This is a genomic window from Dawidia cretensis (assembly GCF_018598175.1).
Taxonomy (GTDB): Bacteria; Bacteroidota; Bacteroidia; order Cytophagales; family Cyclobacteriaceae; genus Ohtaekwangia; species Ohtaekwangia cretensis.
Map to the genome: position 1 here is coordinate 130783 of NZ_JAHESE010000006.1, position 19262 is coordinate 150044.

Genomic DNA, 19262 nt, shown 5'->3' on the forward strand with positions numbered 1-19262 from the left:
AAAACCGCGCCGGACGGAGCCTATGCTTTACAGATGCAAAATCGACGATAAGGGTTGCTTACCCGCTATATTTCGTACAGGGCATGTTCGGAAACGGACAGCGATTCCAACGGCGGGCGGGGAGTTATATTAGTTGCAATTCGCGTATTCGTAGGTAACGGTGTAGGAATTCGCCACCTCCCCGGTGGCATTCGTCGTTGTCGAGGTGTAGCCGGTGGGAAAGCCTTTTTCGTTGTAGTCATAGACATGGAGCTCCGAGGCTCTGTTTTGAAAGGCCGTCTCCCCGGCATTGGGTTCGAGGTATGTCGCGCGGGTGATATTGCGTATGTAGACAAATTTCGCTCTGTAATCGGGCACGACCGGGTGGCCCTTCGGCCAGGACTCTATATACCGGTTTGGGTTCTCGCGGGTGTCATATTCATAGATCCCTCCAGACGAAGGTTTACTGTTGATGTAGCGCTCTTCTTTGGCCACTTGCCCATCGGCAGTATATTCATAGCGATATTCATCGGTACCACCAGGCCAGGTATCAATCCATTTGGTCAGCCACCCCTTTGCATTGTACTGCACGAAAGGCGACGTGACGTTTCCGCCGCCATCGGTCTTCGTTATTTTTTGAATGATCTCGCCGTTATAGGTAATAGCGGTAGAGCTATTATTATATGTATTCGAATATTTGATCAGCTTACCGGCGCCGTCGTATTCATATTGAAATACATAGTTGGAAGGCTTTCCGTCGGTGGTATTGGTATACGCCTCTTTGATCAGGCGGCCATTCTCATATGTATATTCCTCATTGGTGGAAGAATTGCTGATCACGCCGTCCATGTCAGTCGAGTTGTATTGCCGTATGGTGCGCAGTAGAAAGCCGTCGGCATCGTACTGCATGCTGGTACTGGACGTGCTGGTGGACTTTTTGCCGTCGTTATACGTGTAGTCGTACTGAACGGTATTTCCTATCTGATTACCCTTGTCATCATATTCATACGTGAACACGGATTTGTAGCTGTACCCGTCAGGCTTGCCAGTACGTACCTGGGCTGCGGTTGTTCGATTTGCGACGAGGCAAGCAGACTCTTTAACCGAAGGCTCTGCGTCATCGTCCTTACACGATGTCGCCACGGCCAACGCCGTGATCAAAAGCATCGAAAAGACCCGCGCAAAATCTGCGCCGGAGCGGCCCCGAAGAGTCCGTATAACGACCGTTGTTTTCATGACCGTGTTTTTTCGCTAAAGGTAGCGGCAGGCTGCACACGGGGCTATAACCTTTTTGGGTAATTCGGGCTGTGCCGGTGGCTATATCAAAGCTGTTACAACTTCTTCTTATTACATTGTGTCTAAAGACAACAGGAACCTTCCTGTATTAAACTCGAATCCGGTCATTATTCCCTTATGAAAAGAATCTTTTTATTCGCCTTTGCCGCAATGGTTGCTTTTGGTTGTGAGGACCAAGCCAAGCCTAATGCCTGTGGTTTGGAGTTGACGCTTGTAAAAATGGCCTCTTCCTGGACCGGAGACCAAAGTACAGACGATGACCTGCCGTGGCAGGAGACGATTCTATTATGGAATGACAGCAGCTTTTTAAAACGCCGCACCTATGCGGACAGTGTCTCCGAGGCGGTGGGCCGCTATGCCTACGTAACCCTGGACAACAGACAATACGTTGAACTCACCTATACCCCCGGCGAGGACAACATACGCGCAAGCTGCTCCCCCACCGAGTTCATCGAGGTGAAGTCGTCCACACAATTCGAAAACACCGAATGGCAAGCCTGTGATGGCCCGATATTGGACTACAAGGCACATACCTCCCACTGCAGTGAATAGGCGAATTATCGTCTAGCGCCGTGATTTGGGTGGCTGGCTGGGCTTGAAGCGCATTTAAAGGCTGCCAAGGCATGTTTTCTTCCACAGAAAAAGAAAAGTGGTTAGCGAACCAGGCGAATAAAGGCGCTAACAGAGCTCCTGCATGGTAAAAGTGGGATTTTTTTGATGGATTGCCGGCTTTTTCTATTTTTGCACCCCACCATCGGAGTTTTTTCCTATTTCCGGTGTTTTTGGTTCCGTAGTACAATGGATAGTATTTCAGATTCCGATTCTGAAGATGCAGGTTCGATTCCTGCCGGGACTACTACTAAAAAGCCTTCTAATTGCTGAAATTAGAAGGCTTTTTTGTGTCCGACTGAAGAGGAATCGAACTGTATTGATCCGATATATCATGGCGTCATCTTATCTAGTCCGGAGGAGAGGCGGCAGATAGAATTTATGACAAGCGTAGATTTCTACGAATCCCAACGTTTCACGGCTCTGATAATTTTCCATCTTCCTTCGATGAGTTGCAAAAGAACAATTTCACCGGAGCCGCATTTGGTACCACACATGTACTCGTAATATATAGCGGCTCGGGTGCCATCCTTGCTTAGACAAGCTGCTGAAAAGGTAAAAATACCATTGCCCTTCATGTCGTGGAGGAAGCCCCGTGACGAGGTCTTTTTGTATGGTACTATGTTGATATAGTCTACCTGAAATTCGCTTGCCTTCTTTTTTGAAGGAACAGTAAGCGAGTCTGCAATTTGATCTACAGAAACCCCCAGAAATGAATCGATGTGTGTTGCGCCGATATCTTCATGTATGAGATCAACCAATTCTTGCGATAAACCGGCGATTCGATAGCCAACACCAAAATCGCCGCTGAGGTCAAACGTACACGTGACTGTGTCTTTTAACGAATTGGTAATTGTGCGCTCGAATTTAAAGTAGTCGATAGAGTCTATTTCGCCATCAAAATATCGCCGATATCTAGTGTTCAATTCATCCGCGTGTTCTTTTGAAAGTGAAGTGCAAGAAAATATAAATCTGTGTGTCACAAGTTCGTCCAACACCTGGCTGTATAAGTCGTTGCCGGTATGCTCATTGGGAGAACGCACACATGATGAGAGGATAATACCAATGATAAATCCAGTTATAGTGAATTCTTTTTTTCTCGGGCAGATCATACAGCGTTAATGTTTACGCTATTGTAAAGTCACAAATTCAAAAAGACTCTTGAACTGTTCATGGATTTTCAGCCTTTTAAGGAGGCGAGCAATTGTGACAATTCGTAGGTCTTATAATCCGCTTATATGTTAGGAGATTCCTAATTGTACTTAATTCCTGAATATTTCATTTGTCGAAATAACCATCTGATTATAAGTCATTTGTGAGGTTTTTATCTCTCTTCTGACATGATTTTTCTGTCAAAAGTGCAAGGTTTTGCCTAATTTTAGACCTAATCAAGAAAATGGATCTAATTATTTTCGATAAAGTTTTCGCCTTGGGACGCACGCGTGCGGCGGTACCTTTTTCGGCTATTCCAGAGCCGCTGCAAGAGGACTTTCGCCATTTTATGGTTGGTAGAACTATTACGAATAGGAATGGCGAATTCATTGCCTATCCAGCTGATTTCAGAGCATGGCTTGAAAAGCTTCGTAACGTTGGTGTAGAATTTTCTTCTGCGGCCATATCATAGGTATGGATTCGAAACTGCATGACAAATTTCAACTCCTTGTTGAACTTCAGAAGCGTTATCTCAATACTGGCTCCTTTTCACGTTGGGGTGAAAAAGAGAAAGAGGTCATCAGAAACAACTTCACCTACCATTCAACAAAAATTGAAGGTCTTACCCTTACCTATGGACAGACAATTAAATTTTTGAAGGACAACATCGTCAGAGTGGGAATGAGAATGAAGGATGTATATGATCTCAAAAACCACCGAGATGTTCTTGATAAGATTTTCTCCGCTTTTGAAGAAACTAGTCTGACTGAACAGACCATTAAAAGTCTCCACGGGGAGCTGATGAAGGACGATGCGCAATGGGAGGTTCAGGACGCTCTGCTGGCTGCAGCAGGTCACTATAAAACCGAGGATAACTTCACATTACGCCCCAATAACCAATATCACATGTACCTCGATTACTCAAAAGTACCTGAGGCTGTTCGAACGCTGATTGAGGATACTCAACAGCAACTGGATCAAGGGCCAGCATGGAAGGCTGAACAAAACTATTCCAAACATCCACTTTCTGTCATTGCCGGTTTTCACTACAAGTTTTTACAAATTCATCCGTTTTCAGATGGGAACGGCAGGCTAACCAGGTTGCTGACAACCCTTCTCTTATTAAAGCATCAATTGCCTCCCATTATCATTAGGGAGGAAGAACGGTTAGTTTATTTTCAAGCACTGATCGATTCAGAAAACGATTCGTTACAAATGCCGATCGTTCAATTTTTCGCGGATAAGGTGATCGACCTTATGAAACAGCGAATTGCGTTATCCGAACAACGCGATACCTCGGCGCCTGATTTTAGTGAACCGTCTATATAAGACCATAAAGGTAGTTATTTGGATAGTTCCGCCATTTTTTGAAAGTCTTGGTTCAGCAAGCACGAATGCAGCACCCACCGGTCTACTACTAAAAAGCCTTCTAATTGTTAAAATTGGAAGGCTTTTTTGTGTCCGACTGAACAGGAATCGAAACGCCCGTAAGTATTTGCATATCGAGGTTCAATAAGCCTAGTTGTAGTCGCAATTTATCTTGCTGTTCATAAGAAAAATGCTCACGCTTTTTTGCGCGAGGAGATGCTGAGTGTTGCACTTTTAACGTTTATGCTGATAGTAGTGCCCGATGACGAGATAATGGCTTATAGATACAATACATTATTAACTGACTGTACCGGTATCATTTGACCCACCCTACCGGTAATTATCTGACCCAGGCATTCCGGGAATAGTGTGACCCACCTGTTCCGCGAATGATCTGACCCACCGATTCCGGTAATCATTTGACCCACCCTGGACAGGGCTGTAAGTCGAATTCCGTGACAATTTCCAGCATGGCAGAGCCTGTTGCAACCGGAAAAAGCTCAACGGCCGCCCAGCAGAAGCAAACCAGCTATCGCGTGCGGTTGGTCGACAGCACGGGCAACGAGGTGGCGTATGCAGAGGGGCAAGGGGCGACGTCACTGGATACTAGCTTAGTCCCGAATGGCATGTACTACTTGACCGCCACCGGAGAACGAGGATCGTTCAGTGAAACCATCGTCATCGAGCATTAAGTGTCGCCATACGATGACCGACAGGTGTGACGATACCGTCTGTTCAAGCCGAAGGTTTATCGCATAGTCAAAACATGTAATCCGGTAGCGTGCTCCATGCTGCCGGATTTTCTTTTAAATGCCCATCCCATCATCGCATGCAGGTGGTATCGAAGCTCGGTATACGCGACGTCATCCGCTCGGTCCAGCCAACATCATTCACGTTATACACCCCGAATTCTCTTCCATTTTTACACGGACTGTTTCCGGCTTTTGTGTTTATGATGGGCAAGCTCGCCCGGCACATCGCCCTCCGACTCGCCCACACGAAGAACGGTTTCCCCCTTACGCGTTGCTTCAGGAACCCGATATATTTCCGTGGGGCTCGCCCATCCGGCGACGTACTGTTCGGGCGGTAAAACACTTTCCTTCGTATCAATAGTATATTTTTCACTCGCAACATGTCCCCAGGATACGGAGTTTGCCGTTGCACTATTTTTATTTCTCTCTTTTACAGGTCCACCGCAACCGAAAAAAAATGAGCAATAATTAAAATTGAATAAAGGAGTGATATCCTGTTCCTGAAAAGTTTCATACGCTAAAATTGGTTTTATCTTCATGATCTAAACGTACGCAACCGCTTGCCGCTTGTTGTCTGATGGCATTCTCGACCAGATTATTGTTGACCTGCAGGCTGGCGTCTGTAGATGTTAAGCTTATCCCAACGTCGGAAGCTATAAGCTATTGTCACCTTCGGCTGTCTGGTGCAAGCGGCGAGCTGACGGCAGCTTATGAATTTTCGGGCAATTTCTCTAATAATTGGATCACTTCCCGTTGATCGGTTAGGTAGTATTGTGCCGTCGTTTGTCCCGGTCCTATTTTTAGTGTGTAGGCTTTGTCGCTGAGCACGCGAAACATATCCTCGTCTGTCTTGTCGTCGCCAAGGGCAAGGATGAAGTCGTATTTACCATCATCTGTAAATTTTTTGGCTACTACACCTTTATCGATTCCTGATACACGAATCTCTATAACTTTGTTGCCATCCAAAACGTGAAGATTGGCATTTCGAACTAAATGATGCAAATTATCCAGCAATTCACGTGAGCGTATGAATCCCAGTTCTGCATTTACGTTCCGATAGTGCCAAACTAAGGTATGAAGTTTGTCTTCCACGAAAGAGCCCGGGCTGCGTTGCGAAAACGCATCCAGCATCGGCCTGATAAACGATTTCCAGGATTGATCGATATCCTGACCGTATTGCCAGGCGCAATTCTTAAGCCGTATCCCGGCGCCATGCTCGCTAACCAAATTAATCGGCAGTGCTCCAAACCATTCCTGGAGGGATTTTCCATCTCGTCCGCTGATGATGGTTACATCATTTCTTGTGTCCGAAGCCAATCGTGTGAGAAGTTCAATAAGGTTTCGGTCAGGCATTGCTAAGATTGGGTTCTTTGAAAACGGAACAAGCGTTCCGTCATAATCCAGTAGTAACAAACGGCTATCCGACGATCTATATTCCTCAACAAGTTTATTTAAAACCTTACCCGACAGATGTTTGGTTTGCTGTGTGCGCTGATGTTGTTTGGTTTCCTCCAACTGCCGTAAGAAATCCGCGAGCCAATGCGTGACAGTATAATCCTTTAGGCGTTGTTGAAGCACCTGAATCTTTTGTCGTTGTGTTTCCGCCGGCATAAGAACAGCCTGGAGGATCGCATCGGACATTTCATCCTTATCCATTGGATTTACCAGAATTGCCTCACCGAGCTCGTTTGCTGCGCCTGCCAGCTCGCTGAGAATTAAAACGCCACGATCTGTCTGACTTGCCACATACTCTTTGGCCACCAGGTTCATTCCGTCGCGTAATGGTGTTATCAATCCAATGTCAGCGACGTTATACATGGATACCAACTCGTGGAACGAAAGGTAGTTGTAACGATAGATTATCGGCTGCCAGCCCAACGTTGCATATCGGCCGTTTATCCCTCCTATCTCCTCCTCGATCAACTTCTTTCGTTCATTGTATTTGGAAACAATCTGCCGGGAAGGCACCACCACCAGGATAAAAACAATCTTTTCCCGCCATTCCGGGTGATTCTCCAAAAAGGATTCAAACCCCGCTAGCCGATGGGTAATTCCTTTCGTGTAATCAAGTCTATCGACCGAGAAGATTATTTTCTTGTCGGCGAAGTTGGACTTGATTTCGGTCTTTCGTTCCATCACCTGATGAAGCAGTGCAGCGTTATGAAATTTAGAGAAATCAATCCCAAGCGGGAACATCTCCGCTTTCAATACGCGATCGGGCAGAAGAATCGTTCGAAATTGGTGATCGTAGCCTTTCACCATTTGCACAGTCTTGAGAAAATGCTGAACGTACTCATGTGTATGAAATCCAATCAAATCTGCACCTAGCAAACCTTCGGTTAGTTTCTCCTTCCACGGGCGGTGAAGCAATCTAAATATTTCGAATGATGGAAACGGAATGTGTAGGAAAAAACCGATGGTAGCATCCGGCAACTTTTTGCGGACCATTGAAGGAAGCAGCATTAGCTGATAGTCATGTATCCAGAGAATGTCTCCAGGGGTGAGGGTCATTAAAATCCGCTCGGAAAATTGTTGGTTTACTTCTTCGTAAGCCGCAAATGTTTTATTATCAAATTCTACGAACGACGGAAAATAGTGAAAGAGTGGCCACAGCGTGGCGTTACAGAATCCGTTGTAATATTTATGATATACCTTCTTATCTATGAATATTGGTTCGACTGTGTACGGTAGCTTTTCCAGCTCGTCTTTGTCGAAATCCATCCACGCTTTTTCGCTGAATTCTGCCGACCCAATCCAAAGGATAGAGTCAAATTGTATTTGTCCATCTCGGTCACCTTCAAAGTAGCTTTTTAAAGCACTTACCAATCCACCGTCGCTCTCTTTGATCTCGGTTCTATTAGCTTGTTTTATTAACTGAAAGGGTAGTCGGTTCGAAACAATGATTAATCTTTTAGGAATCCGTTCAGGCATAATGTTACTTACTTGAAGAAAAATCCACTGCCAATCGTTTCTGAGTGAATAAGCTATAAAGGTAGCCAGGTATGGTCCCGAACCGGATGCTGAGGACATTAAAAGCATATTAAAAGGACATTAAAATGCCAAATTGCCACTACGTGTATGAATCCCCCTTCTGTGAGTATATACTTTGTTTATGTCTTATACATCTGACCGTCATTATCTGGTCAACGTCAAACGTAATCGAAAGCTGTAGCAGCATAGCAGGTGTCATCCGCATGCCGGGATTAAAACGAAGTTAAATCGACATTAAAGTGATCGCGAAGGGTTTATTCTACCTGTAAATGACGGTAGTTTTGACCCATGGCGTATCTGGCAAAGCGACACGCAAATTACACGAGATGCTTTCGATCTTTTCTGATCGGCATCTGTATCGCGTCGGTATTTACCGCTGGCGTGCTATACGTACGCCATATTCAAACGCGCCAGATTTCAGAGAACGTAGCGCAATTGTCACGATCGGCTAAAATTGCGAATGGTAGTGATCGATTTCAACGGAATTTCAGAAGAATGGCTGGGGGGCTTCGCAATTACCTCTCGACTGGCAATGTCACCTCACGCCATATCTACGAGGAAGCGGTTGCTGATAACAACATGGTACTTCATGAATTAGGAACAGTGGTGCCGGATGGGTCCGAGCAAAAGATATTGCTGGACGACATACGGGAATTACAGCAATATTGGATCGACGAAGTGGCATCGCCGCTGCTTAAGGTCAGGGAGGCGATTGTCGATGAGCAGGGCGAGCGCTACTTTCAAGAGTTGTGCAGGCAAAAGCAAGTAAGAAAGTTGGAAGTGGATGTAGGATTAAGTCTTCAAAGAAAGTTTTCTGATCTTCTCCTCCACACCCGTGAGGCTTACTTGTCCGGGCCGGCAAACTGACATATTTTTTTTTCAAACACTGGAACCAATGACATCCATGCAACGCGTTATTCATATCATGGTAGTTGAAGACGATGTGTTAGACCAAATGGAAATCAGACGCACGCTGGAAAAAAGGGGCATTCTTCATCGTCTCACGATCGCGGGCACGGCAGAGGATGCACTCGATAAGCTTCAGTCATACGGCGAATATGCCGACGAGCTACCAGATGTTATCCTGCTGGATCTCGATTTGCCAAAAATGAGTGGACTTGATCTCCATGCGCATTTGCGAAAACATAAACTCTGGCGCAATATCAAGACGTTTGTGCTTACCGGCGCGGACGGACGCGAAGAGGCCGCCGCGGTTGTGCAACAGGGCATTGCCGGTGTCATTACTAAACCCTTGCGCCTCGAAAATCCCTTTTCGAGCGGTGCATTCAATTTAATGATTGATTTGATGAACATCTGATACCGATTTCCAAAGGCAAAAGTTCTGAGATGCTTTGCCTTCCCGCCGGAATTGGTAAATTGACAGGCATGAAAGTGCTTGTTATTGAAGACGAGGTACAGGTATCAAACCTGATAAAGCAAGGCCTGGAGGAACAATCTTTTCAAGTAGATGTTGCCTATGATGGCAGCATCGGCAAAAGGCTGGCGCTGAGCCGGGACTACGACGTCGTTTTACTCGACATCGTCATTCCGGGCATAAATGGTTTTGATCTTTGCCAAATACTGAAACATGAAAAGCCAGCAACGCCTATATTGATGCTTACAACGCTTGGTACGACCGCTGACAAAGTGACTGGCTTCGAAGCTGGGGCGGACGACTATCTACTGAAACCATTTGAATTTGAGGAGTTGACGGCACGTTTACGCGCATTGGCAAGAAGGCCAGCCTTTGCCGGTGTGACCCATGGCAGCCTACTCCGGTATGAGGATTTAAGATTGGACCTTGAAAAAAAGGTCGCCACACGGTCGGACAAGGTCATCAAGCTGTCCGCAAAGGAGTTTACGTTGCTTGAATTTTTCATGCGGAATCCTGAGCGAGTAGTTTCGCGCGCTGAGCTTGCTGACAAAATATGGGGTATCCGTTTCGAAACGGGGACCAACGTTGTTGAAGTCTATATCAATATGCTACGAAACAAGATCGACCGCGGGTTCACTGTTAAATTTCTGCATACGCGTATTGGCATGGGGTATGTCTTAAGCAAAGACGAATGAACATCAGGAGCCGCCTCACATTGCTATTCTTTTCGTTGGTTATCGTCGTCCTTTCGGCAATTTGCCTTTCGGTATATGTGCTTTCTGATAATTACCGGGAGGAAGACTTTTATCGCCGGTTACGCAATCGGGCCGTGAATACCGCGAAGATTTTAACAGAGGTTAAAGAGGTCGATGCGACGCTGCTCCGAAGGATGGAACAAAACAACCCCGCGAGCCTGCCCAATCAATACATTATCATTTATGATGACCACGGTGAAGAGGTATACAGATCTGGCGGAGTTCCTCCCGTCGAGATCGAAGCGGATATTCTCGAGCAGGCGAAAGCAAAGATGGAGGTGAGCTTTCAGAAAAATAATACTGAAGGATGTGCGTTTATTTTTGACAATGTGGGTAAAGCCTATACTATCGTTGCTATTGCAACTGATATCTATGGACGGGATGCGTTGCAAAATTTGCGGAATGTCCTCACCGGTACGTTTTGCATCAGTGTCATCCTGGTTTCAATTCTTGGTTGGCTCTATGCAGGTCGGGTGCTCCGTCCCATCTCGCGTATTGTGAATCAAGTAAGCCATATTACCGAGGTAAATCTAAATCAACGTTTGGATGAAGGTAATAAACGGGACGAATTGAGCAAATTGTCACAGACGTTTAACCGCATGCTCGGAAGACTTCAAAGTGCTTTTACATCACAAAAGAACTTTATTGCTAATGCGTCTCACGAAATCAAAACACCTATAACGGCCATGTCAGCAGAGATTGAAGTTTCGTTACTTCAACAACGCGACCCGACCTATTATATAGAAGTATTGCGGTCCATTCGCGCGGGACTGCGCGGCCTGAACGACATTTCCACACGCCTGTTGATTTTGGCGCAGACCAGCGTAGAGCAGCCGGAAATGAACTTCTCGGTGTTACGTATCGACGACCTGTTGTGGGATGTAAAAGAAGAACTTTTAAAAGCCTATTCGGACTATAGCATCAATATCGAGCTCGATCTCGAACTACAATCCGATGCCCTTGCTATTGAAGGCGACGAACAGTTGATGAAAGTCGTTATCCTGAACCTTGTAGACAACGGCTGCAAATATTCACCAAATCACCGAATTGATATAAAATTAGCATCAGCCGATGGGAGCTCACTCGTCGTAAAATTTGAAAATGCAGGTGGTATTCCAGCCGACCAGCTTCCACGTATCTTCGAGCCTTTTTTTCGGGGACGGAATCATCGTCAGGTAAAGGGTTCAGGCATCGGATTGTCTTTAGTTAGTCGTATTGTTGCCATCCATGGTGGAACAATTAGTGTGAACTCAACAGCCGAATCGACCGAGTTCGTTTTGCGACTTCCCGTTCCGAATCAAGCGGGTTAAGATGTCCACATTTTTTATCGCCGACTTCCCAGCTGGTGCATTGAATTGATGCCAAAGAAGCTTTAATCTCGATTTAATTCCGATTTAATTGCTGATCATTTTAGTGAAGATCAAATTATCGTTTCTTGTACACAAGAGTTCTCAACGTTGGCAAAGTTTAAAGTTCTCCGGCATGGCACATGCCATGCCGGATTATTCATTACAATATGAATCTATTGACAAAATCGTGTTTATTGATAAGTGGGGATCCGCGCGATCACGAAGTGTTTATTGACGTGCTTAGCGACCTGGCACCCAATGCCCATTTCATGTTGGCAGACAATGCCATGGATGCGTTGGATTTTCTTGAGCAAGATTCTATCACGCCGGATTATATTTTTGTGGAGCTCGACATGATTGGAATCAACGGAGTAGAATTTCTGCGCGAGTCAAAAAGAGTCTCGTTATTGCGAAATGTTCCGGTCATCATTCATTCCCCGGAGCCCGTTCCTGAAAAAATCAGGATGCTCAAGGAGATGGGAGCATTTGCTATTTTCTTTAGACCTTACAGTTACTGGAGTGTTCACAATGTCCTGAGTCTTTGTTTTCAGGATGGCTACAAAATGTGCCTTAATTAATACTTACTCTCCCTTGGCTAATAGTTGGTTTTTCGTAGAGACCTGGTTTGTGCCAGGTCTTTTATTATTCGGACCAGCCTCCTCCGACCGCACGGTAAAGGATTGCACGATTTTGAAGCGCTTCTTTTTTCAGGTTGGTCAGCTCGAGCTCAACATCCAACAATCTACGCTGGGAAGTAATGACTTCCAGGTATGTCGCGTATCCCACGCTGAACAGATCATTTGAGTTGACGGATGCTCGTCGCTGTACGGCAACTTCCTGTTCCTTGAGCCCGATCTGTTGGTCGAGGTTATAGTGATTGTGAGCCACGGCGTAAACTTCCTGGTAGGCAGTGAGAAGAGATTTCTGATAGTCGGCCAGGGCTATGCGTTGTCGGGCATTCGCTGCCGCGAACAGTGCCTTGATCCTGCCGCGTTGAAAAACAGGCGCGGTTAATCCTCCGCCCAGGCTATAGATGGCTGAACCGGGAGCAAGAAACCATTTCGATACGGTGAAGGCGGAGAATCCCGCTGCAGCGGAGATTGATAGTCCTGGGTAAAACGCGGCACGCGCTACCGCCACATCGGCACCCGCCGCGTGGAGTTCGAGCGCTGCCTGGCGTAAATCGGGACGGCGATCAATCAACTGATCTGGAGAGCCTACAGATACATGGAGCACAGAATCGTATTGATTGATCGTCCAACGTGGCAAACGTTTCGGATACTGGCCGGCCAGACGGTTAAGAACCGATTCTGTAACCAGAATCTGCTGGTCTACCCGCAGCAGACGTGACCGGGTGTTTAGTAACTGTGACTCAAACTGGTCGACACCGAGCTGTGTAACCTTACCTCCTAGTTTTTGAATCTTTACCAGGTCAAAGGCCATTTCCTGCAACTGAAGATTTTGTTCCAGTACCTTTTTCTCCTGATCGAGACCAAGGAGTGCGTAGTAGTACTGGGCTACGTTACTGATGAGCATTGTTACTGCACCGTGTCCTGCTTCCTTTGAAGCCATGAAACGCGCCAGCGATGCTTTTCGTCTATTGGAAAGCTTGCCCCATAGATTCGCTTCCCAGCTAAAGTTCACACCGGCAAAAAATTCAGGATAAGGGTCTGGAAGCTTTTTGTCTTCTGGCAGTGTTTCAGAGCGGTTCGTATCGTCGTTGCCCACACCGTTCATGGTATATTCACCGAATCGGTCTACCCGCGCGTTGACGGCCCCATCCATACGGGGGAAGAGTGCACTGCGTGTAACGGCATACATACTCTGTGCTATACGGATATTTTCCATGGCAATTTGTACGTCGGGATTGTTCTGCAGGGCGGCGCCGATAAGCGCCGTCAGACAAGTGTCGCCATAGAAGACCTGCCACGGCTGGGCGGCGATGGTAAGCGAATCTGTCGTCGGGGCAAAATCAAAAGACGACGGCAGCGGATTGGCCGGCTTAAGGACGCGGTTGGAGACTTTGCACGAAGAAACCGCAAACAATAAAAGAGCCGGGACAATGTAGCTATAACAAGATTTGATTTTCATGCGGTGGAGTTCTCATGGCTGAGAGCATGCGTTGTGCGCCGGCTTCTCAGGGATGTGGAAAAAGATTCAAAGATGAAATACAGGCCCGGCACGAGGAAGACGCCGAACAATGTGCCGACGAGCATGCCGCCGGCAGCGGCCATACCGATGGAACGGTTGCCGATGGCACCGGCGCCGCTGGCGATACACAACGGAATGAGACCCGCCACGAATGCCAGCGAGGTCATCAGGATCGGCCGAAGGCGTGCGGCGGCTCCGGCCACTGCGGCGTCGAGCACGGAGTACCCTTCATTCCTGCGTTGAATGGCAAACTCTACGATCAGGATGGCATTCTTACCCAGCAGGCCAATGAGCATCACCAGCGCTACCTGAGCGTAGATGTTGTTCTCAAGGCCTGCCATGAGGAGAAACAGGTATGAGCCTACAATGCCGGCGGGTAGTGACAAGATGATCGAAAGTGGCAATAAATAACTCTCATATTGCGCCGATAGCAGGATGTACACAAAGAACAGGCAGACCATGAAGATGATCAGTGTTTGGTTGCCGGACTTAATCTCCTCGCGCGAGACACCAGACCAATCGAACGTGTAGCCCCGCGGTAACATCCCTAACGCAGTTTCTTCGACGGCAGCGATAGCGTCGCCACTGCTGTAGCCTGGTGCGGGCTCTCCGTTAATCATCGATGAGGTAAACATGTTATACCGCGTCAGCTGCTCGGGTCCATTGGTCGGCTCCAGCGTCATAAAGCTGGAGAGCGCTACCATCTCGCCATAATCGTTTTTGACGTATAGCTTCAATATATCGCGCGGATCACTTCGAAATCCTGGCGCGGTTTGCACCATGACCTTATACATCTGGCCGAAGCGAATAAAGTTCGAAGCATAAAAGCTACCGACCAGTGTCTGTAGCGACTCCATCGCATTTTTTACGGAGATCCCGAGTTTTGTGGCTTTATCGTAATCCATCCGCAATAGATACTGCGGAAAATTTGGATCGAAGCTGGTAAAGGCATTTTGTATCTCGGGACGCTCGTTCAGGGCTTTGATAAACGTCTCCGTTACCTCGGCTGTTCCGAGCAATGGACCGCCTGTGCGGTCTTGTAGCCTGAGCTCAAACCCGCTGGCATTTCCGAAACCCGGCACGGCAGGTGGTGGGAAAAATTGGATGTCGGCACCGGCGATACCAGATGCCTTGTGCTGAAGAACATCGATCAGGTCGTCGACAGATTGACTGCGGCTATGCCACGGCCGAAGGTTGATCATCACCATGCCATACGAGGCCCCGGCTGATTCGGTCATAAGGCTGTACCCAGCGAGCGTTGAAACAGATTCTACCGCTTTTTCAGGTTGCGCGAGACGCTGAAGATCTTCCAGTATTTCCTGTGTGCGTTCTACGGTAGCACCCGCTGGCAGGGTTACGTTGGCGTAGATCATACCCTGGTCTTCGGTGGGAATAAAGGATGACGGCAGCAGGCGATTCAGGAAAAATGTACTGACGATGAAACCGCCCAGCAGCAGGGTGATTAGCATGCGTCTTCCCGCAACGCGCGTCAGCAGTTTTCCATAGCCATGTTCCAGGGCGCTATAGCGGTTATTAAATGCTGCGAAAAAACGATGGAGCCAGTTGCTTTTTTTGGGGGTTGTATGCTGAGGACGTAACATGAGTGCGCACAGCGCCGGCGAAAGGGTCAACGCGTTGACGCCGGAGATGACAATGGCGATGGCAAGGGTTAACGAGAACTGGCGGTAAAAAACCCCGACCGGGCCGGTCATAAAACCTACCGGCACAAATACCGCCGACATTACCAGCGTAATGGCAACGATGGCGCCGGCGATCTCTTTCATCGCGGCGAGGGCGGCGTCAGTAGCCGAAAGATTTTCTTCATGCATCTTGACGTGCACGGCTTCCACGACGACGATGGCGTTGTCCACCACGATGCCAATCGCAAGCACCAGCGCGAACAGGGTCAGCAGGTTAATGGAAAAACCAAACATATCCATGAAGAAGAAAGTACCGATCAGCGACACGGGCACGGCAATGGCCGGGATCAACGTCGAACGGAAATCCTGTAAGAAGATAAACACGACGATCGACACCAGGATAAACGCTTCAATCAGCGTGCGGACAACCTCTTCGATGGATGTATCCAGGAATCGCGATACGTCATAGGAGATGTTATATTCCATACCCGGCGGGAATGATGTCGCCTTAAGCTCATCCATGCGCGCTTTGATATTCTGAATTACCTCGCGTGCATTTGATCCAGGACGCTGTTTGATCATGATCGACGCGGAGGGACGTCCGTCGGTGGTCGAAATCATATCATAGTCCAATGAACCGAACTCTATGTCGGCCACATCCCGGATACGAACGATCGCCCCATCGGCGCCCGATTTGATGGCAATCTTTCCATATTCTTCTTCGGCCGTAAATTTTCCGGTGTAGCGCAGCACGTATTGCAATATCTGCGGTTCCTTATCAGAGCTGATGCCGGTGGCGCCTGGCGCCGCTTCAATGTTTTGATTTTGCACGGCATCTATAATGTCCTGGGCAGATATGTTATAGACTGCCATTCGGTCGGGCTTCAGCCAGATGCGCATGGCGTAGTCGCGTGCACCCATGATCTCTACAAAGCCCACACCGTTAATGCGTTTCAGCTCCTGCAAGATGTTGATGTCCGTGAAGTTGTAGACGAACTTCTCGTCTTGTGTCGTGTCGCTGCTCGTAATATTGAGATACATCAACATACTGCTGACTTCTTTTTCTGTGATCACGCCGGCCTTGATGACTTCTTCCGGTAGCTCGTCGAGCACGCTGGTCACGCGGTTCTGAACGTTCACCGTCGCCAGATCCGGATCGCTGCCCGACTCGAAGAACACCTGGATCAGGGTTATGCCGTTGTTACTGCATACGGACGACATATAGGTCATGCCCGGCACTCCATTAATGGCACGTTCTAAAGGAGTTGCTACAGTTTTGGCACACACTTCGGCATTCGCACCGGTGTAGTTGGCCGTGACTGTGACGGATGGAGGTTCAATGGCAGGGAATTGCGTGATTGGCAGCTTGACGAACGCCAGCACACCAACAAAGGTAATAAGGATCGATACGGCCGTAGCAAGTACGGGCCGGCGTATAAATACTTCCAGCATAGTTATTCAGAATGTTGTGGACAGATAAATTATCAGGACTGCATTAACCGCGCACTGTCGACGGAAAGATGCCGTGGTTTTATCGGAACGCCATCACGCAGCTGTTGAAGTCCCTCGGTAATAATACGGTCGCCCTGGCGAAGTCCGTTAACCACAAAGTACTTGTCATACCGTGCCAGTGCGCTGAAATTCCTAACGCGGGCCACGTTGTGCTCATCGAGTACATATACATAGCTCTTATCCTGAATGGCAAAGGTCGATTCCTGGGGCACCAATACTGCATTCTGCCAGGTCTTATGCAGCAATACCTTGCCGGTCGAACCATGCTTTAACGTCTTGTCTGGATTGGGAAACCGCGCCCGCACAGCGATCGAGCCGGTCTCCTGGTCAAAATCGCCAGCAAGTGCTTCGATCTTCCCTTCAAAGGGATAGGTCGATCCATCGGCAAGCACTAACGAAACGGTTTGATGCTCTTCTTTGAACTGACGCCCCTTAATCTCCTTTCCAAGCAGCCGCAGATATTCGGGCTCCGACATTTGGAAATACGCGAATACTTCCTGGATATTTGATAGCGATGTGAGAAGCGTTCCCGAGTTGATCAGGCTTCCCTTCTTAAAGGGAATACGGCCCAGAATTCCATCGAACGGGGCACGGATAAAAGTATAGTTCAGATTGATGTGTGCATTTTCCAGAACTGACCGGGCTTCTCTGACAGTCGATTCGGATGCCTCTTTCTGCGCGGTGGCCACCTCAAGCTCCATCTTTGAAATGACATTTTTGTCTACCATCAGGCGAATGCGGTCAACTTCGAGACGTTTTGTTTTTGCTTCTGCGATGGCACGTTGCAGGGCAGCTTCTGCTTTTGTGACCATTTCGGAATAGGCATGCGAGCTGATACGGAACAGCGGCTGATTCTTTTTTACAAACTGACCCTCGTCAACCAAAATATCTTCGAGATACCCCTGTACACGGGCGTGGATTTCTACGTACTCCACGCCATTTATTTCACAGATGTAGTCGCGTGGTATCGTCACGTTTTGTGCCTTTAAAGTAAGGACCTCCAGCTCGGGAAGCTTTTTTTCCCCGGACGTCGTCGCATTGCCCTGGCTACAGCCCGTCAGCAACAGTGTTGTGGATACTATTAATAGGAAGGGCATGTACATCTTCATACGCTACAGATTTAGTCGTTCGTGGTCAAGAGGTACAAAAATCTTACCGCCGAGGTCATCAGGCCACTGCAAAAGCAAGATTTAAAGAATTTTTACAGTGGCTTTAATCTTGTTTTAATACGGCTTTAATATCCCCCGATTGTATCGTTCTGTATAGCCTTTAATCTCGATTTAATTTCGATTTAACCTCTTTCACCGCTCAACCGGGATCGTTTGGACTGTTCTTTGAGTTTATATCTAAAAAGTACCAGCATGTCAGCAAATAAAAAGATTATCATTATTGACGGTAGCGTTACTGATCTGACATTGCTGGAAGGTATCATCTATAGCATCTCTCCGGATGCTCAATGCATAAGCTTTGTCTATGCGGATGAGGCGGTGAAAGTAATCTTGCACGACATGAAGCAACCGCCTCAATACATATTGATCGATGCCGATACGGCCAGGATGCCGGTATTGAAGTTCTTACAGTGCTTTCGTCAGCTGCCGGAATGGGATTCCTGCTGCATCGGAATTTTCTCTACCACGATGCCTTCCGCCGTGGTGGAAGCTTATAAAAAAGAGGGGGCGGATTTTGCTTTTCAGAAACCCCTCAACAAACGCGAAGGCATGAAGCTTCTAGTCGCTATTCTGGCGATGACGCGCGTTATTGATAAACCTATTATGCAGGTAGTATGAAGAACGAAATAAAAAATGTTTTAGTGGCAACAGATTTTTCGGCCTATGCAACCCGGACACAACATGCAGCCGGCACACTGTGCGCTCAAAACGATTCTCGCATAACGCTGCTGTACGTGCTGGAAACATCTCCATATTTGATTCCTGAAAATAGACTGACGCCGACTCTTCTGCCGGAGCTGGCTAGTATAGCAGACGAGAATTTAAGAAAGCGAGCAAAAATCTTATCGCAGCAGTATGGAATTGCCGTTGACGCTCAGGTTGTATGCGGGAACTCTGCTGACGAAATACTGAAGGTCGTCAAGGCCGAAAATGCCGACATAGTAATTACTGGCATTGAAGAAAGGCACGCGGGGGATTCCTCACGCAAGGCCATTGCACGTCGCGTTGCCGCCAGGACGGCTTGCCCCGTATTGGCACTCGACGATACAAAAGAAGTCAGTACGTTGTCAGACGCGGCAAGCGTGATCAACACAAAGATCAAACTATACGAGGGCGAAGCCAGCCATCGTATAAGAGCGACAAGGGGCGTGCGGCTGGAGTAGA

Annotated in this window: 18 protein-coding genes and 1 tRNA gene; 12 read left to right on the top strand and 7 right to left on the bottom strand. The window is 47.6% G+C overall.

Features of this window, described 5'->3' with window-relative positions:
* Positions 1 to 129: 129 nt before the first annotated feature.
* Positions 130 to 1215, bottom strand: a complete 1086-nt coding sequence (locus KK062_RS09135; RefSeq protein WP_254083977.1) for a hypothetical protein — start codon at positions 1213 to 1215, stop codon at positions 130 to 132.
* A gap of 177 nt (positions 1216 to 1392) precedes the next feature.
* On the opposite strand from KK062_RS09135, the gene KK062_RS09140 reads away from it, so the two are divergent.
* Positions 1393 to 1827: a hypothetical protein gene (locus tag KK062_RS09140; protein ID WP_254083978.1), complete on the top strand. Its 435-nt coding sequence runs from the start codon at positions 1393 to 1395 to the stop codon at positions 1825 to 1827.
* Between the two features lie 232 nt (positions 1828 to 2059).
* Positions 2060 to 2131: transfer RNA gene (locus tag KK062_RS09145), tRNA-Arg, on the top strand.
* A 151-nt stretch (positions 2132 to 2282) separates the two neighbouring features.
* On the opposite strand, the gene KK062_RS09150 is transcribed toward KK062_RS09145, so the two are convergent.
* The gene (locus KK062_RS09150) at positions 2283 to 2996 is read right to left on the bottom strand and encodes a hypothetical protein (protein WP_254083979.1); all 714 of its coding nucleotides are present in this window, start codon (positions 2994 to 2996) and stop codon (positions 2283 to 2285) included.
* 284 nt (positions 2997 to 3280) lie between these two features.
* On the opposite strand from KK062_RS09150, the gene KK062_RS09155 reads away from it, so the two are divergent.
* The 3 genes from KK062_RS09155 (at position 3281) to KK062_RS09165 (ending at position 5096) form a co-directional block, all read left to right on the top strand.
* Positions 3281 to 3508 (top strand): hypothetical protein, encoded by a 228-nt coding sequence (locus KK062_RS09155; RefSeq protein ID WP_254083980.1) that lies wholly within the window; start codon positions 3281 to 3283, stop codon positions 3506 to 3508.
* Between the two features lie 2 nt (positions 3509 to 3510).
* Positions 3511 to 4365, top strand: coding sequence for a Fic family protein (locus KK062_RS09160; protein WP_254083981.1), 855 nt, complete (start codon positions 3511 to 3513; stop codon positions 4363 to 4365).
* 509 nt (positions 4366 to 4874) lie between these two features.
* Positions 4875 to 5096 carry a T9SS type A sorting domain-containing protein gene (locus KK062_RS09165; RefSeq protein ID WP_254083982.1) on the top strand — a complete coding sequence of 74 codons (222 nt, stop codon included), beginning with the start codon at positions 4875 to 4877 and terminating at the stop codon, positions 5094 to 5096.
* 230 nt (positions 5097 to 5326) lie between these two features.
* Here the strand turns inward: KK062_RS09165 and KK062_RS09170 are convergent, their stop codons facing one another.
* Together KK062_RS09170 and KK062_RS09175 are read right to left on the bottom strand one after the other, a co-directional pair.
* The gene (locus KK062_RS09170; RefSeq protein WP_254083983.1) at positions 5327 to 5695 is read right to left on the bottom strand and encodes a hypothetical protein; all 369 of its coding nucleotides are present in this window, start codon (positions 5693 to 5695) and stop codon (positions 5327 to 5329) included.
* A gap of 169 nt (positions 5696 to 5864) precedes the next feature.
* Positions 5865 to 8087 carry a bifunctional alpha,alpha-trehalose-phosphate synthase (UDP-forming)/trehalose-phosphatase gene (locus KK062_RS09175; RefSeq protein ID WP_254083984.1) on the bottom strand — a complete coding sequence of 741 codons (2223 nt, stop codon included), beginning with the start codon at positions 8085 to 8087 and terminating at the stop codon, positions 5865 to 5867.
* Between the two features lie 348 nt (positions 8088 to 8435).
* Between KK062_RS09175 and KK062_RS09180 the strand changes: the two genes are divergently transcribed.
* The 5 genes from KK062_RS09180 to KK062_RS09200 all read left to right on the top strand — a co-directional run bounded on the left by KK062_RS09180 (position 8436) and on the right by KK062_RS09200 (position 12204).
* Complete coding sequence (locus KK062_RS09180; RefSeq protein WP_254083985.1) at positions 8436 to 9014, top strand: CHASE3 domain-containing protein; 579 nt, start codon at positions 8436 to 8438, stop codon at positions 9012 to 9014.
* 37 nt (positions 9015 to 9051) lie between these two features.
* Positions 9052 to 9465, top strand: a complete 414-nt coding sequence (locus KK062_RS09185; RefSeq protein ID WP_254083986.1) for a response regulator — start codon at positions 9052 to 9054, stop codon at positions 9463 to 9465.
* Positions 9466 to 9533: 68 nt separating this feature from the next.
* Complete coding sequence (locus tag KK062_RS09190) at positions 9534 to 10217, top strand: response regulator transcription factor (RefSeq protein ID WP_254083987.1); 684 nt, start codon at positions 9534 to 9536, stop codon at positions 10215 to 10217.
* Positions 10214 to 11587, top strand: coding sequence for an ATP-binding protein (locus KK062_RS09195; RefSeq protein WP_254083988.1), 1374 nt, complete (start codon positions 10214 to 10216; stop codon positions 11585 to 11587). The genes KK062_RS09190 and KK062_RS09195 overlap by 4 nt, the downstream gene beginning before the upstream one ends.
* A 206-nt stretch (positions 11588 to 11793) precedes the next feature.
* Positions 11794 to 12204: a PleD family two-component system response regulator gene (locus tag KK062_RS09200; protein WP_254083989.1), complete on the top strand. Its 411-nt coding sequence runs from the start codon at positions 11794 to 11796 to the stop codon at positions 12202 to 12204.
* 64 nt (positions 12205 to 12268) lie between these two features.
* Here the strand turns inward: KK062_RS09200 and KK062_RS09205 are convergent, their stop codons facing one another.
* Genes KK062_RS09205 through KK062_RS09215 form a run of 3 tightly spaced genes read right to left on the bottom strand, consistent with a single transcriptional unit; the run spans position 12269 to position 18038 of the window.
* Positions 12269 to 13717 (bottom strand): efflux transporter outer membrane subunit, encoded by a 1449-nt coding sequence (locus tag KK062_RS09205; RefSeq protein ID WP_254083990.1) that lies wholly within the window; start codon positions 13715 to 13717, stop codon positions 12269 to 12271.
* Positions 13714 to 16869: an efflux RND transporter permease subunit gene (locus KK062_RS09210; RefSeq protein ID WP_254083991.1), complete on the bottom strand. Its 3156-nt coding sequence runs from the start codon at positions 16867 to 16869 to the stop codon at positions 13714 to 13716. The genes KK062_RS09205 and KK062_RS09210 overlap by 4 nt, the downstream gene beginning before the upstream one ends.
* Positions 16870 to 16901: 32 nt before the next feature.
* Positions 16902 to 18038 (bottom strand): efflux RND transporter periplasmic adaptor subunit, encoded by a 1137-nt coding sequence (locus tag KK062_RS09215; RefSeq protein WP_254083992.1) that lies wholly within the window; start codon positions 18036 to 18038, stop codon positions 16902 to 16904.
* Between the two features lie 252 nt (positions 18039 to 18290).
* On the opposite strand from KK062_RS09215, the gene KK062_RS09220 reads away from it, so the two are divergent.
* Entirely contained in the window at positions 18291 to 18716 is a 426-nt protein-coding gene (locus tag KK062_RS09220) for a response regulator (protein WP_254083993.1), read from the top strand.
* Positions 18713 to 19261 (top strand): universal stress protein, encoded by a 549-nt coding sequence (locus KK062_RS09225; RefSeq protein ID WP_254083994.1) that lies wholly within the window; start codon positions 18713 to 18715, stop codon positions 19259 to 19261. The genes KK062_RS09220 and KK062_RS09225 overlap by 4 nt, the downstream gene beginning before the upstream one ends.
* The last annotated feature ends 1 nt before the right edge of the window (position 19262 follow it).

Excerpts from the sequence above, each read along its gene's own strand:
- KK062_RS09220 (WP_254083993.1), top strand. The coding sequence starts at position 18,291 with ATGTCAGCAAATAAAAAGATTATCATTATTGACGGTAGCGTTACTGAT.
- KK062_RS09180 (WP_254083985.1), top strand. The coding sequence starts at position 8,436 with ATGGCGTATCTGGCAAAGCGACACGCAAATTACACGAGATGCTTTCGA.
- KK062_RS09205 (WP_254083990.1), bottom strand. The coding sequence starts at position 13,717 with ATGAAAATCAAATCTTGTTATAGCTACATTGTCCCGGCTCTTTTATTG.
- KK062_RS09155 (WP_254083980.1), top strand. The coding sequence starts at position 3,281 with ATGGATCTAATTATTTTCGATAAAGTTTTCGCCTTGGGACGCACGCGT.
- KK062_RS09135 (WP_254083977.1), bottom strand. The coding sequence starts at position 1,215 with ATGAAAACAACGGTCGTTATACGGACTCTTCGGGGCCGCTCCGGCGCA.
- KK062_RS09225 (WP_254083994.1), top strand. The coding sequence starts at position 18,713 with ATGAAGAACGAAATAAAAAATGTTTTAGTGGCAACAGATTTTTCGGCC.
- KK062_RS09215 (WP_254083992.1), bottom strand. The coding sequence starts at position 18,038 with ATGAAGATGTACATGCCCTTCCTATTAATAGTATCCACAACACTGTTG.
- KK062_RS09210 (WP_254083991.1), bottom strand. The coding sequence starts at position 16,869 with ATGCTGGAAGTATTTATACGCCGGCCCGTACTTGCTACGGCCGTATCG.
- KK062_RS09170 (WP_254083983.1), bottom strand. The coding sequence starts at position 5,695 with ATGAAGATAAAACCAATTTTAGCGTATGAAACTTTTCAGGAACAGGAT.
- KK062_RS09190 (WP_254083987.1), top strand. The coding sequence starts at position 9,534 with ATGAAAGTGCTTGTTATTGAAGACGAGGTACAGGTATCAAACCTGATA.
- KK062_RS09185 (WP_254083986.1), top strand. The coding sequence starts at position 9,052 with ATGCAACGCGTTATTCATATCATGGTAGTTGAAGACGATGTGTTAGAC.
- KK062_RS09150 (WP_254083979.1), bottom strand. The coding sequence starts at position 2,996 with ATGATCTGCCCGAGAAAAAAAGAATTCACTATAACTGGATTTATCATT.
- KK062_RS09200 (WP_254083989.1), top strand. The coding sequence starts at position 11,794 with ATGAATCTATTGACAAAATCGTGTTTATTGATAAGTGGGGATCCGCGC.
- KK062_RS09195 (WP_254083988.1), top strand. The coding sequence starts at position 10,214 with ATGAACATCAGGAGCCGCCTCACATTGCTATTCTTTTCGTTGGTTATC.
- KK062_RS09140 (WP_254083978.1), top strand. The coding sequence starts at position 1,393 with ATGAAAAGAATCTTTTTATTCGCCTTTGCCGCAATGGTTGCTTTTGGT.
- KK062_RS09175 (WP_254083984.1), bottom strand. The coding sequence starts at position 8,087 with ATGCCTGAACGGATTCCTAAAAGATTAATCATTGTTTCGAACCGACTA.
- KK062_RS09160 (WP_254083981.1), top strand. The coding sequence starts at position 3,511 with ATGGATTCGAAACTGCATGACAAATTTCAACTCCTTGTTGAACTTCAG.
- KK062_RS09165 (WP_254083982.1), top strand. The coding sequence starts at position 4,875 with ATGGCAGAGCCTGTTGCAACCGGAAAAAGCTCAACGGCCGCCCAGCAG.